Here is a 16,548-nt window from a genome sequence, read left to right as displayed (position 1 = left end):
AACACTTCGCCGATCACCGCTTAAGGTGGAGACCACGTTCCGACGACGGCTGGAGGTGAGCGATGAACTCGTGGACGCCAGTGCAGCTGCGGTTTTTCGCTGCCGCGATGGGAATCCTCGCCGACGAGGGGTACGGGGCGCTGAAGATGAACCGGCTGTGCGAAGTCGTCGGCGTCACGACCGGCTCCTTCTACCATTCCTTCGACAACTGGCAGTCGTTCACGCGGGAACTGCTCGCCAACTGGGGCCAGGAGCAGACCGAGAGGATTGCCCGACAGGCAGAACGGGTGAGCGACGCGGAGCGTCAGGTCGACTGGCTACTGGAGGTGGGCCTCGACCTGCCACACGCCTCCGAGGCCGCGATCCGCACCTGGGCGGGAGTCGACGCCGAGGTGAAGGCCCTGCAGCGCGAGGTCGATGCGCAACGCCTGGAGACCGTCACGAAGGCGTTCACCGGGGTGGTCGGCGACGTAGCGGCAGCGAGGCAACTGGCCAGGGAGGCACTCTTTCTCGTGGTGGGGTTCCAGCAGGCAGGGGACCTCGGCGACCTCGCGTCGCTGGAAACGGCGCTGCGCCGGATACCGATCGACGCCCACCGCCTCGCCGAGCGGCGCGCGGCATCACATTCCGACGACGTCGAGGTCTCCGCCTGACATCTGCGGCTCAGCCGGCTGCCGGCGAGCCCACCATCCGCAGCGCGAGTTGGGCATAGCGCGCGGCTATCTCCTCGGGCCGGTCGGAACCATCGGACTGATACCACCGCGGAATCGCTTGCGTCATACCGAGAATGGCCCGCATGGTCTCGGGCACGTCATCGATCCGGAAACCGGCTGACTCGATACCGGCCTTGAGGATCGCGGTGACCGTATGCTCCACGTCGGCGCGCATCACGGCGTACTCCTGGTGTCGTTGCGGACCGAGATAGCGGGCTTCGGAGACATCGAGTGACGACACCGCGGCGTTGCGCGTCATGGTGAGAACGATCGCCTCCACGACGTGGGCAAGTTGTTCGGTCGGATCATCCGAGGACGCCGCCGCGGCCTCCACGCGTTCGATCACCCTGCCGAGCCCGTAGGTGAGCAGGGCGTAGAGCACGCCCTCTTTGCTGTCGTACCGGTAATACAGGGAGGGCACCGACAGGCCCGCCAGCCGGGCGATGTCGCGCACCGACGTGCCGTGGTAGCCGTGTTCGCTGAACGACTCCAGCGCCGCGGTCAGGATCGTGTCGAGCTCCGGAGCGGGCACCGTTCGCCACGTCGGCGCTGATGTCATCGCCCTCGCCCTCACCCTCGTTTCGATCACCCTGCCCGGTGGACGCGGAGAGTCGAACGCCCGCTGCCTGGTCGGGACCCGTCGCCGCGGGCGATCGTCAGTCTAACAACGAGGGCCCGTCCCCTTGGGAACACTCAGCATCGTTCAGCGTCCCCACAGCGACCAAGCGCGATCGTGACAGCATGCGCCACCACCGTTTCCGAGTCGTGTGCGGCATCGTGCTGCTCATCGCTGTCGCCTTCACCGGTGCCTGGATTCTGGTGAGCGGTGGGCCGCTGGGCATCGACGTTCTCGAGACATCGTCGTCGTATCCCTCGGGACATGTCACCGGCACCACGGCGTGGGCGGTCGCGATGGTGTTGCTGTCCGCGACGACATCACGGCGTGCCCGGATCGTGTTGGCGAGCGCGGGCGGGATCGCGGTGAGCCTCGCGTGCCTCACTCGGCTTACGCGCGGTGGTTCTCGTCGCATCACCATCACCCGAGCCGTGAGGGTGAGCCACCGCCGGATCAGAGCGCTTCGCCGGCGACGAACTCGATGGTGGCCAGCGCCGCGACGGCACTGACCACCAGCAGTGACACCAGCACGAACAGCTGCATGATCGCCGCGGCCGTGGTGGAGGCGCCGCCGAGGACCATGCCGACGAACGCACCGGGGATGGTGACCAACCCCACCGAACGGGTCTGATCCAGGCCGGGAATCAACGAGGTGATCGCCGACGGGCGGCAGATCTCGAGCCGGGCTTCGCGCGGCAGTAGGCCGAGGGAGAGCGCGGCCTCCACCTCGCCACGACGAGTGCGTAGTTCGTCGTGGGCGCGCCGGCCCGCAATCGAGGTGGTGTTCATCGCGCCGCCCAACATGATTCCGGCGGTGGGAATGATGGCGAGACCGGTGGCGGGCAGGACGTCGACGAGCACCAGCACCACGACGATGAGCAGTGTGCTCGCCGCGACCGGGACAAGACACCGCACCGTCGTGCTCACCGTGGGCCGACCCGATCGGACCCGACCCGCGGAGGTCGCCGCCGCGGCCACCGCCATCACCAGGACGAAAATCGCCGACGCCCACAAGGTCTGGATCACCACGGCCAGTACTGCGGCGAGCAGGGCGAGTTGCACCGTGGCCCGCAGCACCGCCAGCACCGTGGCCCGGGCCAGACCCTCCCCGTTCCACCGATTGGCGATCACCGCGATCACCGCGAGAACCGCCACGGCAATGGCCAATGCCGGCCCGATGTGGATCAGCGTTCGATCGACCGACATCACGGCTCATCCACACGCGGACCGACGAACCTGCGCACGCCATCATCATCGTCGATGCGAGCTTAGGAGATGCTGAGGACGGCCGCGGCCAGAAACGGTGCGGAGCTAGTGTCGAAGGGTGCGTGCCCGTCTCGATGCTCTCTACCTGCGGTTATTGCGCATCGTGCGGCCTGTTCGGATGCGGCTCACGCTTGTCGCGACCGGTCTGGTGAGCGCAGCGCTCGCGGTTGCCGCCATCGTCATGATCGGGGTGCTGCACCACGTGCTGCTACGCACCGCCGACGCGGCCACCTTCGCGCGCGCCGAGCTCATCGCCCAGAGCATCACCGCCGAGAGCCTCACCGACGTCGACCGGCAGTTGCTGGCGCCGGGACAGAACGTCGCCGCGGTGCAGATCACCGACGCCGACGGAAAGCTGTTGCTGGTCAACGATCCTGCCTACTCGCAGCCGATGTCACCGCCGGTGGCGGCCGGTCAACGACTCACCATCCACGGCGCGCACGCCACCGACACCGACAAGGAGTTCCAGGCCACCGCCTACGGTGTCGCCACGCCGCAGGGCACCCTGACCATCCAGGTGGGGGCCGAGGAAGCGCCCATCAACACCACCGTGATCACCCTGGCGGTCCTGTGCTGCATCGTGTTCCCGTTCATCGTGATCGGCATGGCCGTCCTCACCCACCACTTCGTGGGTCGGGCACTGCGCCCGGTCGACGACATCCGCACCCGGGTCGACGACATCAACGGCGGCGACCTCACCCAGCGGGTACCGGTGCCCGGCACCGACGACGAGGTGGCCGCACTGGCCGTCACGATGAACGAGATGCTCGACCGCATCGAGTTGTCGCGGCTACAGCAACTCCAATTCGTCAACGACGCCTCGCACGAACTCAACAGCCCCCTCACCACCCTGGTGGGACTCCTGGACCTGTCGCACGCCAAACGCCAGTCGATCGATCCGGCCACCGTCGAGTCGGTGATGCTGCCCGACGCGCTGCGACTGCAACGCATGGTCGCCGACCTCCTCTTGCTGGCGCGGGCGGACGAGAGTGGTGTGCCGCTGAGCGTCGACGAGGTGGATCTCGACGAGATCGTCAGCGACGAGGTCGCCCGGCTCGATGCCCTCACCGACCACCGCATCGACGCCACCATCGTGGCGGTCCGGGTACGCGGCGACGCCGAGAAACTGTCGCGCGCGCTGCGCAACATCGCCGACAACGCCGTCCGGCACACCCGCGACCACATCAGCATCATCATGGCCCAGGACTCGCACCACGAGTCGGTCACCGTCATGGTGTGTGACAACGGGGCCGGCATCGCCGATCCGGACAAGTCCCGCGTCGCGCAACGCTTCGTGCGCCTCGATGCGTCGCGACGGCGAGAGTCCGGCGGTTCGGGCCTGGGACTGTCGATCGTCACCGAGATCGTGCGTGCCCACGGTGGCGAGGTGCTGATCGCGGACTCACCCCAGGGCGGTGCCGCCGTCGGGTTCCGGCTGCCCACCGGCGATTCCGCCGCTCAGCCACCATCGGCCGCGAGGCGGTAACCCACTCCCCGCACGGTCTGAATCGCCTTGCAGCCGAACGGTGTATCGATGTGCCGGCGCAGGTAGCTGACGTAGACCTCCACCACGTTCTCGTCGCCGCGGTAGTTGACATCCCACACCGACCGCAGGATCTCGGCTTTGGTCACCACCTCGCCCTTGTGTCGCATGAGAAACTCCAGAACGCCGAATTCTCGTGGCGTGAGCGGCAACTCGTCATCACCACGACGAACCACATGAGCGGCCGGGTCGAGGGTCAGGCTTCCGGCGACGAGGATGGCCGGCCGTTCGGGACCACCTCGCCGGGCCAGTGCACGCAGTCGCGCGATGAACACCACGAACGAGAACGGCTTGGTCAGGTAGTCGTCGGCACCGAAATCGAATGCGTCGGCCTGGTCGTATTCGCCGTCCTTGGCGGTCAACATCAGCACCGGTGTCCACACACCGGCGTCACGCAGCTTGCGCAGCACCTCGTAGCCGTTGAGACCCGGCATCATGATGTCGAGAACGATGACGTCGAAGTGCTCCGTGGTCGCCTTCTCCAGGCCCGCCACGCCGTCGTGGACCACGTCGACCACCCAGCCCTCGGCTGCCATCATCCGGCGGACCGTCTCGGCGACATTGCGATCGTCGTCGACCACGAGAATTCGCACAGCCCTACCACTTCCCGTCTCGTCGGAGATGCCCACCCAGGAAGGTATTCGTCCCCTCCACCGAGCGAAAGCTGAGTGCCACTCGCCGCGATCGGGAGCGTCACCCCGATCGCGGCCACTGGTCCAAGATCCGAACACGATCGTCCGCAGCGGTCAAGCGGCTCAACACCAGTCGCAGCGGCGCCCACGAGTCGCGCCCTCGTCGGGTCACCGCGTACGCGGTCATCTGCACGCCCGGCTGCGCGAGCGGCAGCACCTTCACACCGGCTCGGGCCGCCCGGTTCACCGGTAGCAATGCCACGCCGTACCCGGCGAGGATGAGGTCCTCCACGAGTTCGAGGCTGTCGATCTGATGCGCGATCCGCGGCGTGAATCCGTTCAGCGACGCCAATGCGCGCACCACCGTCTCGTCGGCGCTGTTGCGGGAGTTGACGATCCAGGATTGCTCCGCGTACGCGGACAGGTCCGCCACATCGACGGCGTCTGCGGGTACCGCCAATCCCCACGGTGTGGTCCACAGTGCGGTGCTGCGCAGCACGGGGTCGGCCACCGCCGGTGCCAACTGGTAGTCGTAGGTCAGCGCGAGATCGAGTTCATCGTCGACGAGCAGCTCGAGAGCCTCGATGGGCTCGTACTCGCCGACGATGGCGTGCAGGCCCGGATGTGTCGTCGCGAGGTCGGCGAGCACCGGCAGCAGCGACGCGCGGATGGCGGTGGCGAACCCGCCCACCCGCAGCGTGCCGATCGGCTCGGCGTCGGGATCGAGATCGCGCAAGGCAGCGTCCACGTCGGCCAGGATCGTCACCGCGTGATCGGCCAGTCGCCGGCCCGCCGGGGTCAGCCGCACCCGACGGCCGTCCGGTTCGATCAATTGTGTGCGGGTCTCGCGAGCCAGGGACGCGATCTGCTGCGACACCGTCGACGTGGTCAACCCGAAGCTGTCGGCGACGGCGCGCATCGAGCCCAGCCGCGACAACGCCAGCAGCAGTTCGAGACGACGCAGATCCATGCGTGGAGTGTTCACGATTACCGAACGGTATGTCCAGTAATCACACGTGGACACGAACGGTCCTGCGGGCCTTCAATGGCTTCATGGGAACGAACTCGGCGCGCACCGGCACGGCCATGGCCGTCGCCTCGATGCTGTGTGTCCAGCTCGGGCTCGCGGTCTCGGTGACGCTGATCGACCGCGTGGGGGCCGAGGGTGCGGGCTGGCTGAGACTGATGTGGGCCGGGGTGCTGCTGCTCGTGTTCGTGCGGCCCCGACCTTCGGCCTTCACCCGACGCACCTTCGCCACCGCTACGGCGCTCGGCGTCGTGACGGCCGGCACGGTGATGCTCTTCATGGCCGCGGTGGCGCGCATCCCGCTCGGCACCGCCAGCGCACTCGAATTCCTCGGCCCGCTCGGCGTCGCGGTGGCCACGGCCCGCGGTGGTCGACGCATCCTGTGGCCCGCGCTCGCCGCGGTCGGCGTGGTGCTCCTCACCCACCCGTGGTCCGGGGCGGTCAACCTGGTCGGCGTGCTGTTCGCCCTGGCGGCCGCGGTGTGCTGGGCCACCTACATCCTGCTGACCCAACGGATCGGCGACGAGGTCACCGGCCTTCAGGGACTGGCCGTGTCCATGCCGGTCGCGGGCATCGTCGCCACCCTGATCGCCGGTCCCTCAACCATCGGCAGGATGACCCCCGACCTGTGGCTCATCGGCCTCGGGCTCGCGATCCTGCTGCCGGTGATCCCGTTCGCCCTGGAGTTACAGGCGCTTCGCCGCCTCACCACGTCCGCGTTCGGCACGCTGATGGCACTCGAACCAGCCTTCGCGGTCCTGATCGGACTGCTCATCCTGCACCAGATTCCGGGTCCCGCCTCGGTGGCGGGTATCGCTCTGGTGGTGGCCGCGGGCATCGGGGCGGCCCGCAGCGGCGCCCGCATCACCGAACCCGAGATCCCTCTCGGCGGTGACATGGTGGCGACTCCGTGCCGCGAATGACCCGCGGCCGTGCGCACAACGTGCCGGGCTACTCGCAGGCGACGCCGTCGCCGTCGCGGTCGAGACCGGGCCGGTATCCCGGCTGTCCGGCGTAGATCGGTGCGGCACCGGCAGCGCGGGCCTGACTGCAGTTGGCGTAGTAGGTCCCGCCCGGCGACTGAGGTGTGGCCGGGGGTGCGGTGGCCGGGGGCGTGGTCGTCGTCGGCGGCGTGGGGTCAGGATGGGCGCACGACGACAGCACGCGTTGCATGGCCTGCTTCTCGGCCGCTGTCACCCACAGGCCGTAGGTCTTCTTCACCTCGACCTGCGTCGACACGTAGGTGCACCGGAAGGACTTGTTCGGCGGCAGCCAGGTGGCGGCGTCGCCGTCGCCCTTCTGCTGGTTCGCCGGTCCCGAGACGGCGAGCAGGTTTCGCGGGTCGTTGGCGAAATCGCGCCGTGTGTCCGGCGACCACTGCTGAGCGCCCTTCTGCCAGGCGTCGCCCAGGGCCACGACGTGATCGATCTCGACGTCTCTCGACTGCGGGCCCCGTACGAACGGGATGACCGTTGCGGTGTACGGATCGGTGAGCGTGCCCGAGGCGACGACGCAGCCGTCGGTGCCCGGTTTCAGTGTGATCGCGGTGAGATCACGCCGGAGGATGTCGTTGCGGGTGTCGCATCCGTTGTGTCCCTGGGCAACCGCCACGTCGTCCGACCATGCCTGGCCGAACTGGGCGCGGCTGTAGCCGGTCATCGGGGCGCGGCCCTTCACCGGCAGGGAATTCAGATCGGCGAGTACCGACGAGGCGGGCGGAGGTGCCGCCTGTGCCGGTTCGGTGGAGATCGTGGCGACGAGCGCGGCGCTCGCCACCGCGGAGAAGGCCCACAACAGGCCCTGGATACGCACGGCATGCTTCTTTCGGTGACGCGGTTCGGGCACGGTTGATTATCCTCCGACGACCCACGCCGCGGCTGTCGGGTGACCGGACGATTCGCGATCCGCAATCTCGCCGAGGCCGCTATGCGGTCGCCGAGATGTCGATAGGGTCGGGCTATCCAGGGCGATCGATCAACGGAGACGGCGACATGGACACTCGGCTCGCAACAGCGACGGTCGCGGAGATCGACGTCCGCCGCCACGACGCGGTGATCTTCGAACTCGACCGCCTCGTCGGCGATGAATCGGGGGGTGACCCGCTGTCGTCCGATCCGTCGGTCGCCGAACTGTCCCGGCGCCTGCGCGGCGCGGGTATCGCCGTCGACGTCGTCGTGGTCGAACCGAACGAACCCGCAGCAGACATCGTCGATCCGCTCCTCGACACCGCGCACCGCCTCGGTGTGCCGCCGGCGCGCACCGTGGTGATCGATACCACCGAGCGAGGGGTAGGCGTGGGCGCCCGTGCGGGGTTCGATCTGGTGATCGCGATCGGCGCCACCACCTCGCAGCATCGCGACGTGGACGTGGTGGTCGACAGCCCCGCCCGGATCGACGTCCGCTCGGGCTTCGCTCGGGTGTCGCAGATTCCGGAGGCGCTCACCTCCCGCTACCAGCTGACCGCAAGGGTCCGTGACCGCACGCCGGTGGTGGTTTTGGATTACGGCGGCACCATCGCGCCCTCGGCCAGCAACGCCACCGACGCAGCCGCGGAAGGACTCGTCGAGGGCGCGGCCGAACAGATCGAGCGGGTGGCCGCCTCGTGCCCGGTGGTGGTGATCAGCAGCCGAGACGTCGACGACCTGCGGGCGCGGGTCAACGTCGACGGCATCTGGTACGCGGGCCGGGACGGCCGGCAACTCCACGGACCTGACGGAGCACAACAACCATCCGCCGACGCGGACGCCGACGCCGGCTGGAATCGAGGTCGCGCACTCGATCGGCTGCTCGAACTCCTCGGCGACGGCACTACCACCCTGCCGATCTACGTCGGCGACGCCCTCGCCGACGAGTTCGCCTTCGACGCACTGCCCCGCGACTCGATCGGCATCGTCGTGCGACAACCCGACGGTGAACGCCGGTCGGCCGCAGAGTTCTCCGTCGCCGATCCCGACGACGTCCGCGAACTACTCCAACGGCTGGCCGACCTCCTGGGGTCGGCACCCGAAGCCGTCGCTACGCCCGACAGCCCCTGGGCGATGGTGTACGACAGCTACGATCCGGACACGCAGCTGTTACGAGAGGCGTTGTGCAGCACCGGGAACGGGGTGTTCTGTACCCGCGGCGCCTCGCCCGACGCGCGGGCCGGCGACGTGCACTATCCGGGTACCTACGCGGCCGGCATCTTCAACCGGCTCGAGGACCGGATCGACGGCCGTACCATCGACAACGAGAGCATGGTGAATCTGCCGAACTGGCTGTCGCTGACGTTCCGCGTCGACGGCGGCGACTGGTTCGACATCGACCGCGCCGACCTGATCGACTACCGCCAGGTCCTCGACGTGCGCCGCGCCATCCTCACCCGACGGTTCTCCTTCCGCGACGCCTCCGGCCGGATCACCGATGTCTCCGAACGACGTTTCGTCGCAATGCATCTCCCGCACGTGTGCGCGCTCGAGGTCACTCTGGTGCCGCGCGGATGGTCGGGCCGGGTGGAGTTCCGGTCGCTGCTCGACGGCGCCGTGACCAACTCGCTGGTCCCTCGCTACCGCGACCTGGCGGGCACCCACCTCCAACCGGTCGCCGCCACCGAACTGTCCGAGGACTCCGCGGCGCTGTCGGTGCAGACCAACCAGTCGCGGGTGACCGTGGCGATGGCGGCACGAAACACTGTGTGGCACAACCATGACACCTCCATCGGCCGATACAGTCCGGTACACGAGACCGACGGTGACGGGGACCGCATCGGACACGACATCTCCGTGGATGCCGTCAGCGACGAACCGGTCACCCTGGAGAAGCTGGTCACGGTGTTCACCGGGCGCGACCCCGCGATCTCCGAACCCCTCGACGAAGCCGAGCGATGGCTGGGCCGGCTTCCTCGGTTCGACGAACTCCTCGACGGGCACGTTCTGCGGTGGGGCACCCTGTGGGATCGGTTCGACATCGCCTTCGAGGGCCGTGCCGACGTGCTGCGCATCGTCCGGTTCCATCTGATGCACGTGTTGCAGACGTTGTCGCCCAACACAAGTGAGCTCGACGTCGGGGTGCCGGCGCGCGGCTTGAACGGGGAGGCCTACCGCGGACACATCTTCTGGGACGAACTGTTTGTGTTCCCGGTGCTGAATCTCCGCCTGCCCACGCTGACCCGGTCGCTGCTGCGGTATCGCTTTCTGCGGATGGCGCAAGCGCAGGCATCGGCGACCGCAGCCGGACACAAGGGGGCCATGTTCCCGTGGCAGTCGGGCAGCGACGGCCGTGAGGAAAGTCAACAGCTGCACCTCAACCCGGACTCGGGCCGGTGGAATCCCGATCCCAGTGCGAGGCAGATCCACATCGGAATCGCTGTGGCCTACAACGTGTGGCAGTACTACCAGGTGACCGGCGACCTCGAGTTCCTCGTCGACTACGGCGCCGAGATGCTCATCGAGATCGCGCGCTACTACGCCAGTCTCGCCACTTTCGAGGAGGCCCGAGGCCGGTATGTGATCCGCGGGGTGATCGGCCCCGATGAGTTCCACGGCGGCTACCCGGATCATCCCTACGACGGCGTGGACAACAACGCCTACACCAACGTCATGGCGGTCTGGGTGATGCGCCGCGCCGAGGAGGTGCTCACCGTGCTCCCGTTGCAGGTGCGCGCCGAACTCACCCAGCGGCTGAGCCTGCATGTCCAGGAAACGGCCCGGTGGCAGGACATCACCAGGCGCATGTACGTGCCGTTCCACGACGACGTCATCAGCCAGTTCGAGGGCTATGAGGCGCTGGCAGAACTCGATTGGGACGGCTACCGCGCGAAGTACGGCAGCGTCGCCCGCCTCGACCGCATCCTGGAGGCCGAGGGTGACGACGTCAACGCCTATCGGGCGTCCAAGCAGGCGGACGTCCTCATGCTCTTCTATGTCCTGTCCGACAGCGAACTTCGAGATCTGTTCGGGCGGATGGGATATGAACTCGACGACGACACCATCGGCCGCACCGTCGACTATTACATGGCGCGGACCTCGCATGGCTCGACGCTGAGCAGGCTGGTGCACTCCGGCGTGCTCGCACGACTGAGCCGCCCCGAGTCCATGGAGTTCTTCGACGACGTGCTGCGTTCGGATGTCGAGGACATTCAGGGCGGCACCACCCAGGAGGGCATTCACCTGGCGGCGATGGCGGGCAGCGTCGATCTGCTGCAGCGCTGTTTCACCGGCCTCGAGACCCGCGGCAATCGCCTGATCCTGCGGCCGTACTGGCCGGACTCCCTCGGTGCACTTGAGGTCGCGATCTCCTATCGCGGGCACCGGCTGCGGCTTCGGGTCAGCGGTCGCGAAGTCCGGGTGACCGCTGCCCCGGGATCGCAACCGCCCATCGAGGTGGAGTGTCGTGGCGAGGTGGCGCAGTTGCGCCCGGGGGGCGTGGTGCGCCTGGGGTGACCGCTCGGAAGTGTCCGGGTCCCGCCCTCACAACCATCCGCGTTCGCGTGCCGCCTGCGCGGCCTGCGCTCGCGTTCCGGTTCCCGTCTTGCCCATCGCCGACGACAGATAGTTGCGCACGGTCCCGGGCGACAGATGAACCTGCTGCGCGATCGCGGCCACCGTCGCACCACCCAAAGCTGCACGCAACACCTCGGTTTCGCGTTCGGTGAGGGGGCTGTCACCCGCGGTCAGGCTCTCGGCGGCCAGCGTCGGGTCGATCACCCGCAACCCGGCGTGCACACGACGGACGGCGTCGGCAAGTTGCGAGGCGGGTGTGTCCTTGACGACGAAGCCCGATGCGCCGGCGTCGACCGCCCGGCGCAGGTAACCGGGCCTGCCGAACGTCGTGACGATCAGCGAACGCACCCCGGGTGTCTGAGCCCGCACCGCAGCGGCAGCTTCGATACCCGTCATCCCGGGCATCTCGATGTCGAGCAGACACACGTCGACGTTGTTGGCGCGCACCGCATCCACCACATCGTCCCCACGACCCACCTGGGCGACCACCCTGATGTCGGGTTCGAGATCGAGCAGTGCCGCCAACGCCCCGCGCACCAATGCCTGATCATCGGCGAGCAGCAACCGGATCTCGTTCACCCCAACCCAGCCTTCACCGCATCCTGACCTTCACGATCGTTCCGCCGCCCTCGCCCGTACCAACGTCGAGCACACCGCCGGCATCCGACACCCGCGCGGCGAGCCCGGTCAGGCCGTTGCCGAACGTCGACCCGTCGATTCCTTTCCCGTTGTCGCTGACGGACAAGGAGTTTCCGTCGATCTGCACACGGCAACGCGTCGCATCGCTGTGGCGCACCACGTTGGTCACCGCCTCACGCAGCACCCATGCCAACGTCGGGTCGCTTGCTTCGTCACTGTTCATCTCTGGCAGATCCGCGTCGATCTCCGCGGCGCGCAGCGCAGTTCGTGCCGTGGCAAGTTCTGTGCGCAAGTCCGGCGAGCGCAGATCGCCCACGGTGGCCCGCACTTCGGCGAGCGCGCGCCGCGAGATCTCGTTGATCTCGGTCATCTCCGCCTTGGCGCGATCGGGGTCGAGGTCGACAAGGCGTGCTGCGAGTTCGGATTTCAGCGTCAGCACCGTCAAGGAGTGGCCCAGGATGTCATGCACGTCGCGGGCCACTCTCTCCCGCTCGGCCACCACCGCGAGCTGCGACTTCAGTTCACGCTGTTCACGTTGCGCGGCATCCCGGGCGATTTCGCGGGTCTGGATCACCTTGACCATCAGCAGGGTGACACCGGTGATCGCCACCGCCGTCAGCAGCCCCGCGTCGACCTCCCAGCCCGGCACGGCGCTGGGAACCAGCACCATCGCCAACAGCAGGCCGAAGACGATCACCACCCCGGCCGACAGCGGCAGCGTGAACACGGTGATGGCGCAGATGTACGGGGCGAAGACGAAGAACTGCGATCCGAGGACCGGGATCGACGCGAACGCGATCACCGTGAAGGTCACCAGGCTCAGCGCAAGCGGCACTCGAGGTCGTTCACCGCGCATCACCGGTGTCAACGTGTAGACCGACGACACCACATACGCACAGGCGAAGAGCACCACCAGCGCGATCCCGTACACCTTCGCGGCGACCGAATGATCCGATGTCGGGATCGCGATCAGCGGGTAGACGAGGAAGAACAGCCACACGGCCGCGAAGGCCCAGCGCGTGTCGCGCCAGGCCTTCATGCCGCGTGGTCGGGTGCCGACGTCCTCGCTCACGGTGTCGATTCTCTCACTGACGATCGGTGCTGCGACGGTAGAAGTAGGCGGCGGCAACGCTGAAGATCACCAGCCACACCGCCATGTTCACCAGACCGACCCACAGCGGTGCGTACTCCTCGGCCGACGACCACCCGTTGGTGAGCGGGTAGGTGGCCACCGCATTCACGCCGTACATCGGTGTGAACTGGGAGAAGGTGAACATCGCGCCGCTCAGCGGCACGAAGACGTTTCCCGCGAAGGCCAGCAGGGTGAGGATTCCGCCGGCAGCCTGCATCGCGGCCTCGGAGCGGAACGCCGATCCCAATGCCAACCCGAAGGCCGCGAAGGTCACCGAACCGATCCAGCCGAGCACCACCGAGGCGAGCCAGATGCCGATGGGTGCGCGTGCACCGGTCGCCACGCCCACCACCGAGAGCAGCGCCAGCGGCAAAATCGCAACCGTCAGTGCCACAACCGCTTTGGTGGTCACGTACCCGGCCGGCGAGAGCGGGGTGAGCCGCAGGGTGCGCGTCCAACCGGCCTGCTGCTCGAGCGCCACGGCCGCGGAGTTGGTGGTGGTCACCAGGATCGCGCCGTACACGGCCATGTGCACCATCACGTAGGCGGCGACGTTGGCGTGACCGATCATGTCCTTCGAATATCCCTGGGTGGAACCGAAGATCACGTACATCAACGTGGGCAGCGCGACGCTGAAGATCATCGCGCGACGGTTGCGCATGACCCGGCGGATGTCGGTGGCGACGTAGGTGGGCGAGAACCCGCGCAGCGGGCCGCCGGTGAACGGGCCGCGCCTGCGCTCGGCGGTGATGGGGATCGCAACCATGTTCTCAGTTCCTTTCAACTGCGGCGACGGCATCGGATGCCTGTCGGGTGCCGGGTGTATCGGTGGTGAGGGCGACGAATGCGTCCTCGAGATCGTGGGAGGTGATCTCCAGATCGCGGGCAGCGGTGTCGGTGAGCAGGTAACGCGCAAGGGCGTCGGAATCAGCGCAGGTGAGGTAGGCGCGTCCGCCCCGGCGCGTGATGTCGGTGACGTGGGGGAAGGCGACGCGTAGCCGGCGCAGGTCGGCGTCGTCGACAATGGCCGATACGGAGCGCCCGGATGACTGCGCGCGGATCGCCTCGGCCGAACCATCGGCAACCACCTTGCCGTGCGCGATCATCACGATGCGGTCCGCGAAGTCGTTGGCCTCTTCGAGGTAGTGCGTGGCGAACAGCACCGTGCGGCCCTCGCCCGCGTCGGCCCGCATCGCGGCCCAGAATGCGCGGCGCGATTCGACATCCATCCCGGCGGTCGGCTCGTCGAGAACGATCAGATCGGGATCGGGCAGCAACGCGAGCGCGAACTTCACTCGCTGTTGTTCGCCGCCCGAACACTTCGACACCTTGCGGTCGGCGATCGAGGTGATGTTGGCGCGTGCCATCGCGTCGGCCACATCGGGCATCTCGCGGTCGGGAGCGCCCGAGGCGAAGATCGACGCGAGCACCCGGACCGTCTCTTCGACGGTGTAGTCGGGTAGCAGCCCCCCGGTCTGGGTGACCGCCGAGACCCGCCCCGTCGACGCGGTTTCGGTGGCCGGACGACCGAACACCTCCACGCTTCCGCTGGTGGGGTCGCTCAGTCCGAGGATCATGTCGAGCGTGGTGGTCTTGCCGGCGCCGTTGGGTCCGAGGAAGGCGACGACTTCGCCGGAGTTGATCGTCAGGTCGATGCCGTCGACAGCGCGGACGGTGCGGCCGTGCTGCCCGGAAAACTGCTTGGTGAGGGCCGTTGCCCTGATCGCCGTGGGGTTGATTGTGGTCGCGTTCATGACATCAACTCTCGCGTCCACGTCGGACCCGCGATAAGCGGAAATGTCATGTATCGCTCGTGACAGATGTCACCAATGCTATATATCTAGCATGTCTACTATTGGAATAGCAGAGCTGAGCCATCGCGGATCGGAGCTGGTCAGGATGGTGGAGGAGGACGGCGTCGAGTTCAACGTCACCAGGCAGGGCCGAGACACCGGGGTGGTGCTCACCAGGAAGAGTCGGCCGAGGTCGGCTCCCACCGCCAAGGCGGCCGCGTTGGCAGATGTGCTGTCAGCAAACGGACTCGACGCGAGACAGGTGCAGTCACGACTGGCCGACATCGAACGCGGCCGCGATGCGTCGGGTGACGTCGGGTGACGCTGGTCCACCTCGACACCAACGTCCTCATCAGAGGATTGCCTGCCCGCCCAGCGCTCGCCGACGATGACGACACCCAGATCAGTTCCATCGTGTACGCGGAGTTCCTCGAAGGGCTCAACAGCTCCGAGCCCGGCGTGGTGATCGCCACGCAAAAGCAACACGCGCAAATCGACGCGCTCTACGGCGGGGGAGTGCCGTTCGACGGAGAAACAGCGAAGCTCTACCAGGTCATCTCCGGCGTCGTCCTCAGATCGGGCCAGTCAAGTCGCCGGCGCCGCATCGACATGATGATCGCGGCGACGGCCATCCAACACTCCGCCGCGCTTGCCACGTACAACGCCGCGGACTTCATCGGCCTCGGCGATGCCCTGCGGTTGATCGATCTGAATCAGACGCGCGGGGAGTAGTCCCGATCAACCGTGCGTGGCCCTCACGCCAACCCCGACACCGCGATCGTCTGCCACATCGACTGCGTGGCACCGGCCGGAATCTCCACCACGTCAGGGCCGGCGTTCGCGGTCTCCACGCACACGAAGTCGCGCCAGTGCGGACCCACATCGGCCATGGTCGATGCCACCTGCTCGCCCGGATTCCACACCACCGCCGTGCGCGCGGACCGGCCGGTCACCTCGATGACCCGCCCGAAACCGGGATCCTCGATGCGGTAGCGGCCACCCGCATCGGGATACAGTCGGTCGCTGCGCGGTTGGTCGGCCGGGAGTTCCCACTCACCCTGCTGGACATGGGCTTTCGATTCGTCGAACTTGTCCAGATAGGTCAGCCCGGCCAACCCTGTCACGCGAATCCCGGTCACGTCGGACACGCGAAAATAGTTGTGCAGGGCCTGCGTCAGAACGGCTGCGCTGCCACCCGCATTGTGCGTGTGCACTCCCTGCTCCAGGGTGGCACCCACCCGCACGGTCATCCGCAACCGCAACTCGAGATCGTCGAGTCCCTCGGGCACCAACTCGAGGTCGACGCTGCCGTCCGCGGCGACCCGCGATGCCACCAAACTCCACCGCGCGGTGCGTGCGTAGCCGTGCGACGGGACGTCGCCGGTCTGACCCTCTCGCGCGAAATAGGGCCAGCACACGGGTATTCCGCCGCGGATCGGGGTGGGTGCGTCCGCCACCAACGGCGACACCCAGTGCACGTCGTGGACGCTGCCGGCCGGAAGGAACGAGAGCACCTGGCCGCCGAAGAGGGAGATCGCCGCGCTGGAATGGTCGGTGTTCACGATCAGCGCGTCGAACCCGTACACGGTGCCGCGCCGAACTCCCGGCGTCGGATCTGTCGTCGTCACCGCACCAGCCTGGCACAGTCGGGCGGCACCGGGCAGTGTGCGCGATGAGGCCAACGACCCCATCTTGAGTAATCGTCAG

Annotated in this window: 16 protein-coding genes; 6 read left to right on the top strand and 10 right to left on the bottom strand. The window is 67.5% G+C overall.

What is annotated here, in order from left to right; genetic code table 11:
* Window positions 1–62: 62 nt before the first annotated feature.
* The gene (locus ACWDTD_RS14465; RefSeq protein WP_449747810.1) at window positions 63–653 is read left to right on the top strand and encodes a TetR/AcrR family transcriptional regulator; all 591 of its coding nucleotides are present in this window, start codon (window positions 63–65) and stop codon (window positions 651–653) included.
* 10 nt (window positions 654–663) lie between these two features.
* On the opposite strand, the gene ACWDTD_RS14460 is transcribed toward ACWDTD_RS14465, so the two are convergent.
* The gene (locus ACWDTD_RS14460; RefSeq protein ID WP_449747809.1) at window positions 664–1,245 is read right to left on the bottom strand and encodes a TetR/AcrR family transcriptional regulator; all 582 of its coding nucleotides are present in this window, start codon (window positions 1,243–1,245) and stop codon (window positions 664–666) included.
* Between the two features lie 537 nt (window positions 1,246–1,782).
* Window positions 1,783–2,535 (bottom strand): ABC transporter permease, encoded by a 753-nt coding sequence (locus tag ACWDTD_RS14455; RefSeq protein WP_449747808.1) that lies wholly within the window; start codon window positions 2,533–2,535, stop codon window positions 1,783–1,785.
* Window positions 2,536–2,653: 118 nt separating this feature from the next.
* Here ACWDTD_RS14455 and ACWDTD_RS14450 point away from each other — a divergent pair, with 118 nt between their 5' ends.
* On the top strand, window positions 2,654–4,081 hold the full coding sequence (locus ACWDTD_RS14450) for an ATP-binding protein (RefSeq protein WP_449747807.1): 1,428 nt from the start codon (window positions 2,654–2,656) through the stop codon (window positions 4,079–4,081).
* Here the strand turns inward: ACWDTD_RS14450 and ACWDTD_RS14445 are convergent.
* On the bottom strand, window positions 4,054–4,731 hold the full coding sequence (locus ACWDTD_RS14445) for a response regulator transcription factor (RefSeq protein WP_449747806.1): 678 nt from the start codon (window positions 4,729–4,731) through the stop codon (window positions 4,054–4,056). The two genes, ACWDTD_RS14450 and ACWDTD_RS14445, sit on opposite strands and share 28 nt — an antisense overlap.
* Window positions 4,732–4,831: 100 nt before the next feature.
* Window positions 4,832–5,740, bottom strand: a complete 909-nt coding sequence (locus ACWDTD_RS14440) for a LysR family transcriptional regulator (protein WP_449747805.1) — start codon at window positions 5,738–5,740, stop codon at window positions 4,832–4,834.
* Between the two features lie 83 nt (window positions 5,741–5,823).
* On the opposite strand from ACWDTD_RS14440, the gene ACWDTD_RS14435 reads away from it, so the two are divergent.
* Complete coding sequence (locus ACWDTD_RS14435) at window positions 5,824–6,720, top strand: EamA family transporter (RefSeq protein ID WP_449747804.1); 897 nt, start codon at window positions 5,824–5,826, stop codon at window positions 6,718–6,720.
* A gap of 28 nt (window positions 6,721–6,748) precedes the next feature.
* Here the strand turns inward: ACWDTD_RS14435 and ACWDTD_RS14430 are convergent, their stop codons facing one another.
* A complete protein-coding gene (locus tag ACWDTD_RS14430) occupies window positions 6,749–7,642 on the bottom strand; it encodes a GmrSD restriction endonuclease domain-containing protein (protein WP_449747803.1) in 894 nt (297 codons plus the stop codon).
* Between the two features lie 146 nt (window positions 7,643–7,788).
* Here ACWDTD_RS14430 and ACWDTD_RS14425 point away from each other — a divergent pair, with 146 nt between their 5' ends.
* Window positions 7,789–11,217 carry a glycosyl hydrolase family 65 protein gene (locus tag ACWDTD_RS14425; protein ID WP_449747802.1) on the top strand — a complete coding sequence of 1,143 codons (3,429 nt, stop codon included), beginning with the start codon at window positions 7,789–7,791 and terminating at the stop codon, window positions 11,215–11,217.
* A gap of 27 nt (window positions 11,218–11,244) precedes the next feature.
* On the opposite strand, the gene ACWDTD_RS14420 is transcribed toward ACWDTD_RS14425, so the two are convergent.
* From ACWDTD_RS14420 to ACWDTD_RS14405, 4 genes are read right to left on the bottom strand one after another with little or no spacing between them, the layout of a single operon-like run.
* Window positions 11,245–11,856, bottom strand: coding sequence for a response regulator (locus ACWDTD_RS14420; RefSeq protein WP_449747801.1), 612 nt, complete (start codon window positions 11,854–11,856; stop codon window positions 11,245–11,247).
* Between the two features lie 13 nt (window positions 11,857–11,869).
* Window positions 11,870–12,988, bottom strand: a complete 1,119-nt coding sequence (locus ACWDTD_RS14415) for a sensor histidine kinase (RefSeq protein ID WP_449747800.1) — start codon at window positions 12,986–12,988, stop codon at window positions 11,870–11,872.
* A 13-nt stretch (window positions 12,989–13,001) separates the two neighbouring features.
* Window positions 13,002–13,814, bottom strand: coding sequence for an ABC transporter permease (locus ACWDTD_RS14410; protein ID WP_449747799.1), 813 nt, complete (start codon window positions 13,812–13,814; stop codon window positions 13,002–13,004).
* Window positions 13,815–13,818: 4 nt separating this feature from the next.
* Window positions 13,819–14,802: an ABC transporter ATP-binding protein gene (locus ACWDTD_RS14405; RefSeq protein WP_449747798.1), complete on the bottom strand. Its 984-nt coding sequence runs from the start codon at window positions 14,800–14,802 to the stop codon at window positions 13,819–13,821.
* A gap of 91 nt (window positions 14,803–14,893) precedes the next feature.
* On the opposite strand from ACWDTD_RS14405, the gene ACWDTD_RS14400 reads away from it, so the two are divergent.
* Window positions 14,894–15,163, top strand: coding sequence for a hypothetical protein (locus ACWDTD_RS14400; protein ID WP_449747797.1), 270 nt, complete (start codon window positions 14,894–14,896; stop codon window positions 15,161–15,163).
* Window positions 15,160–15,573 carry a PIN domain-containing protein gene (locus ACWDTD_RS14395; RefSeq protein ID WP_449747796.1) on the top strand — a complete coding sequence of 138 codons (414 nt, stop codon included), beginning with the start codon at window positions 15,160–15,162 and terminating at the stop codon, window positions 15,571–15,573. The genes ACWDTD_RS14400 and ACWDTD_RS14395 overlap by 4 nt, the downstream gene beginning before the upstream one ends.
* Window positions 15,574–15,596: 23 nt before the next feature.
* On the opposite strand, the gene ACWDTD_RS14390 is transcribed toward ACWDTD_RS14395, so the two are convergent.
* Window positions 15,597–16,469: a D-hexose-6-phosphate mutarotase gene (locus ACWDTD_RS14390; RefSeq protein WP_449747795.1), complete on the bottom strand. Its 873-nt coding sequence runs from the start codon at window positions 16,467–16,469 to the stop codon at window positions 15,597–15,599.
* Window positions 16,470–16,548 lie beyond the last annotated feature (79 nt).

Source organism: Gordonia sp. NPDC003425, from assembly GCF_053588635.1.
This window is presented reverse-complemented; position numbering and strand designations above follow the sequence as displayed.

Coding starts and splice junctions, on each gene's coding strand:
- ACWDTD_RS14465 (WP_449747810.1), top strand. CDS start 63: ATGAACTCGTGGACGCCAGTGCAGCTGCGGTTTTTCGCTGCCGCGATG.
- ACWDTD_RS14455 (WP_449747808.1), bottom strand. CDS start 2,535: ATGTCGGTCGATCGAACGCTGATCCACATCGGGCCGGCATTGGCCATT.
- ACWDTD_RS14440 (WP_449747805.1), bottom strand. CDS start 5,740: ATGGATCTGCGTCGTCTCGAACTGCTGCTGGCGTTGTCGCGGCTGGGC.
- ACWDTD_RS14435 (WP_449747804.1), top strand. CDS start 5,824: ATGGGAACGAACTCGGCGCGCACCGGCACGGCCATGGCCGTCGCCTCG.
- ACWDTD_RS14425 (WP_449747802.1), top strand. CDS start 7,789: ATGGACACTCGGCTCGCAACAGCGACGGTCGCGGAGATCGACGTCCGC.
- ACWDTD_RS14410 (WP_449747799.1), bottom strand. CDS start 13,814: ATGGTTGCGATCCCCATCACCGCCGAGCGCAGGCGCGGCCCGTTCACC.
- ACWDTD_RS14405 (WP_449747798.1), bottom strand. CDS start 14,802: ATGAACGCGACCACAATCAACCCCACGGCGATCAGGGCAACGGCCCTC.
- ACWDTD_RS14400 (WP_449747797.1), top strand. CDS start 14,894: ATGTCTACTATTGGAATAGCAGAGCTGAGCCATCGCGGATCGGAGCTG.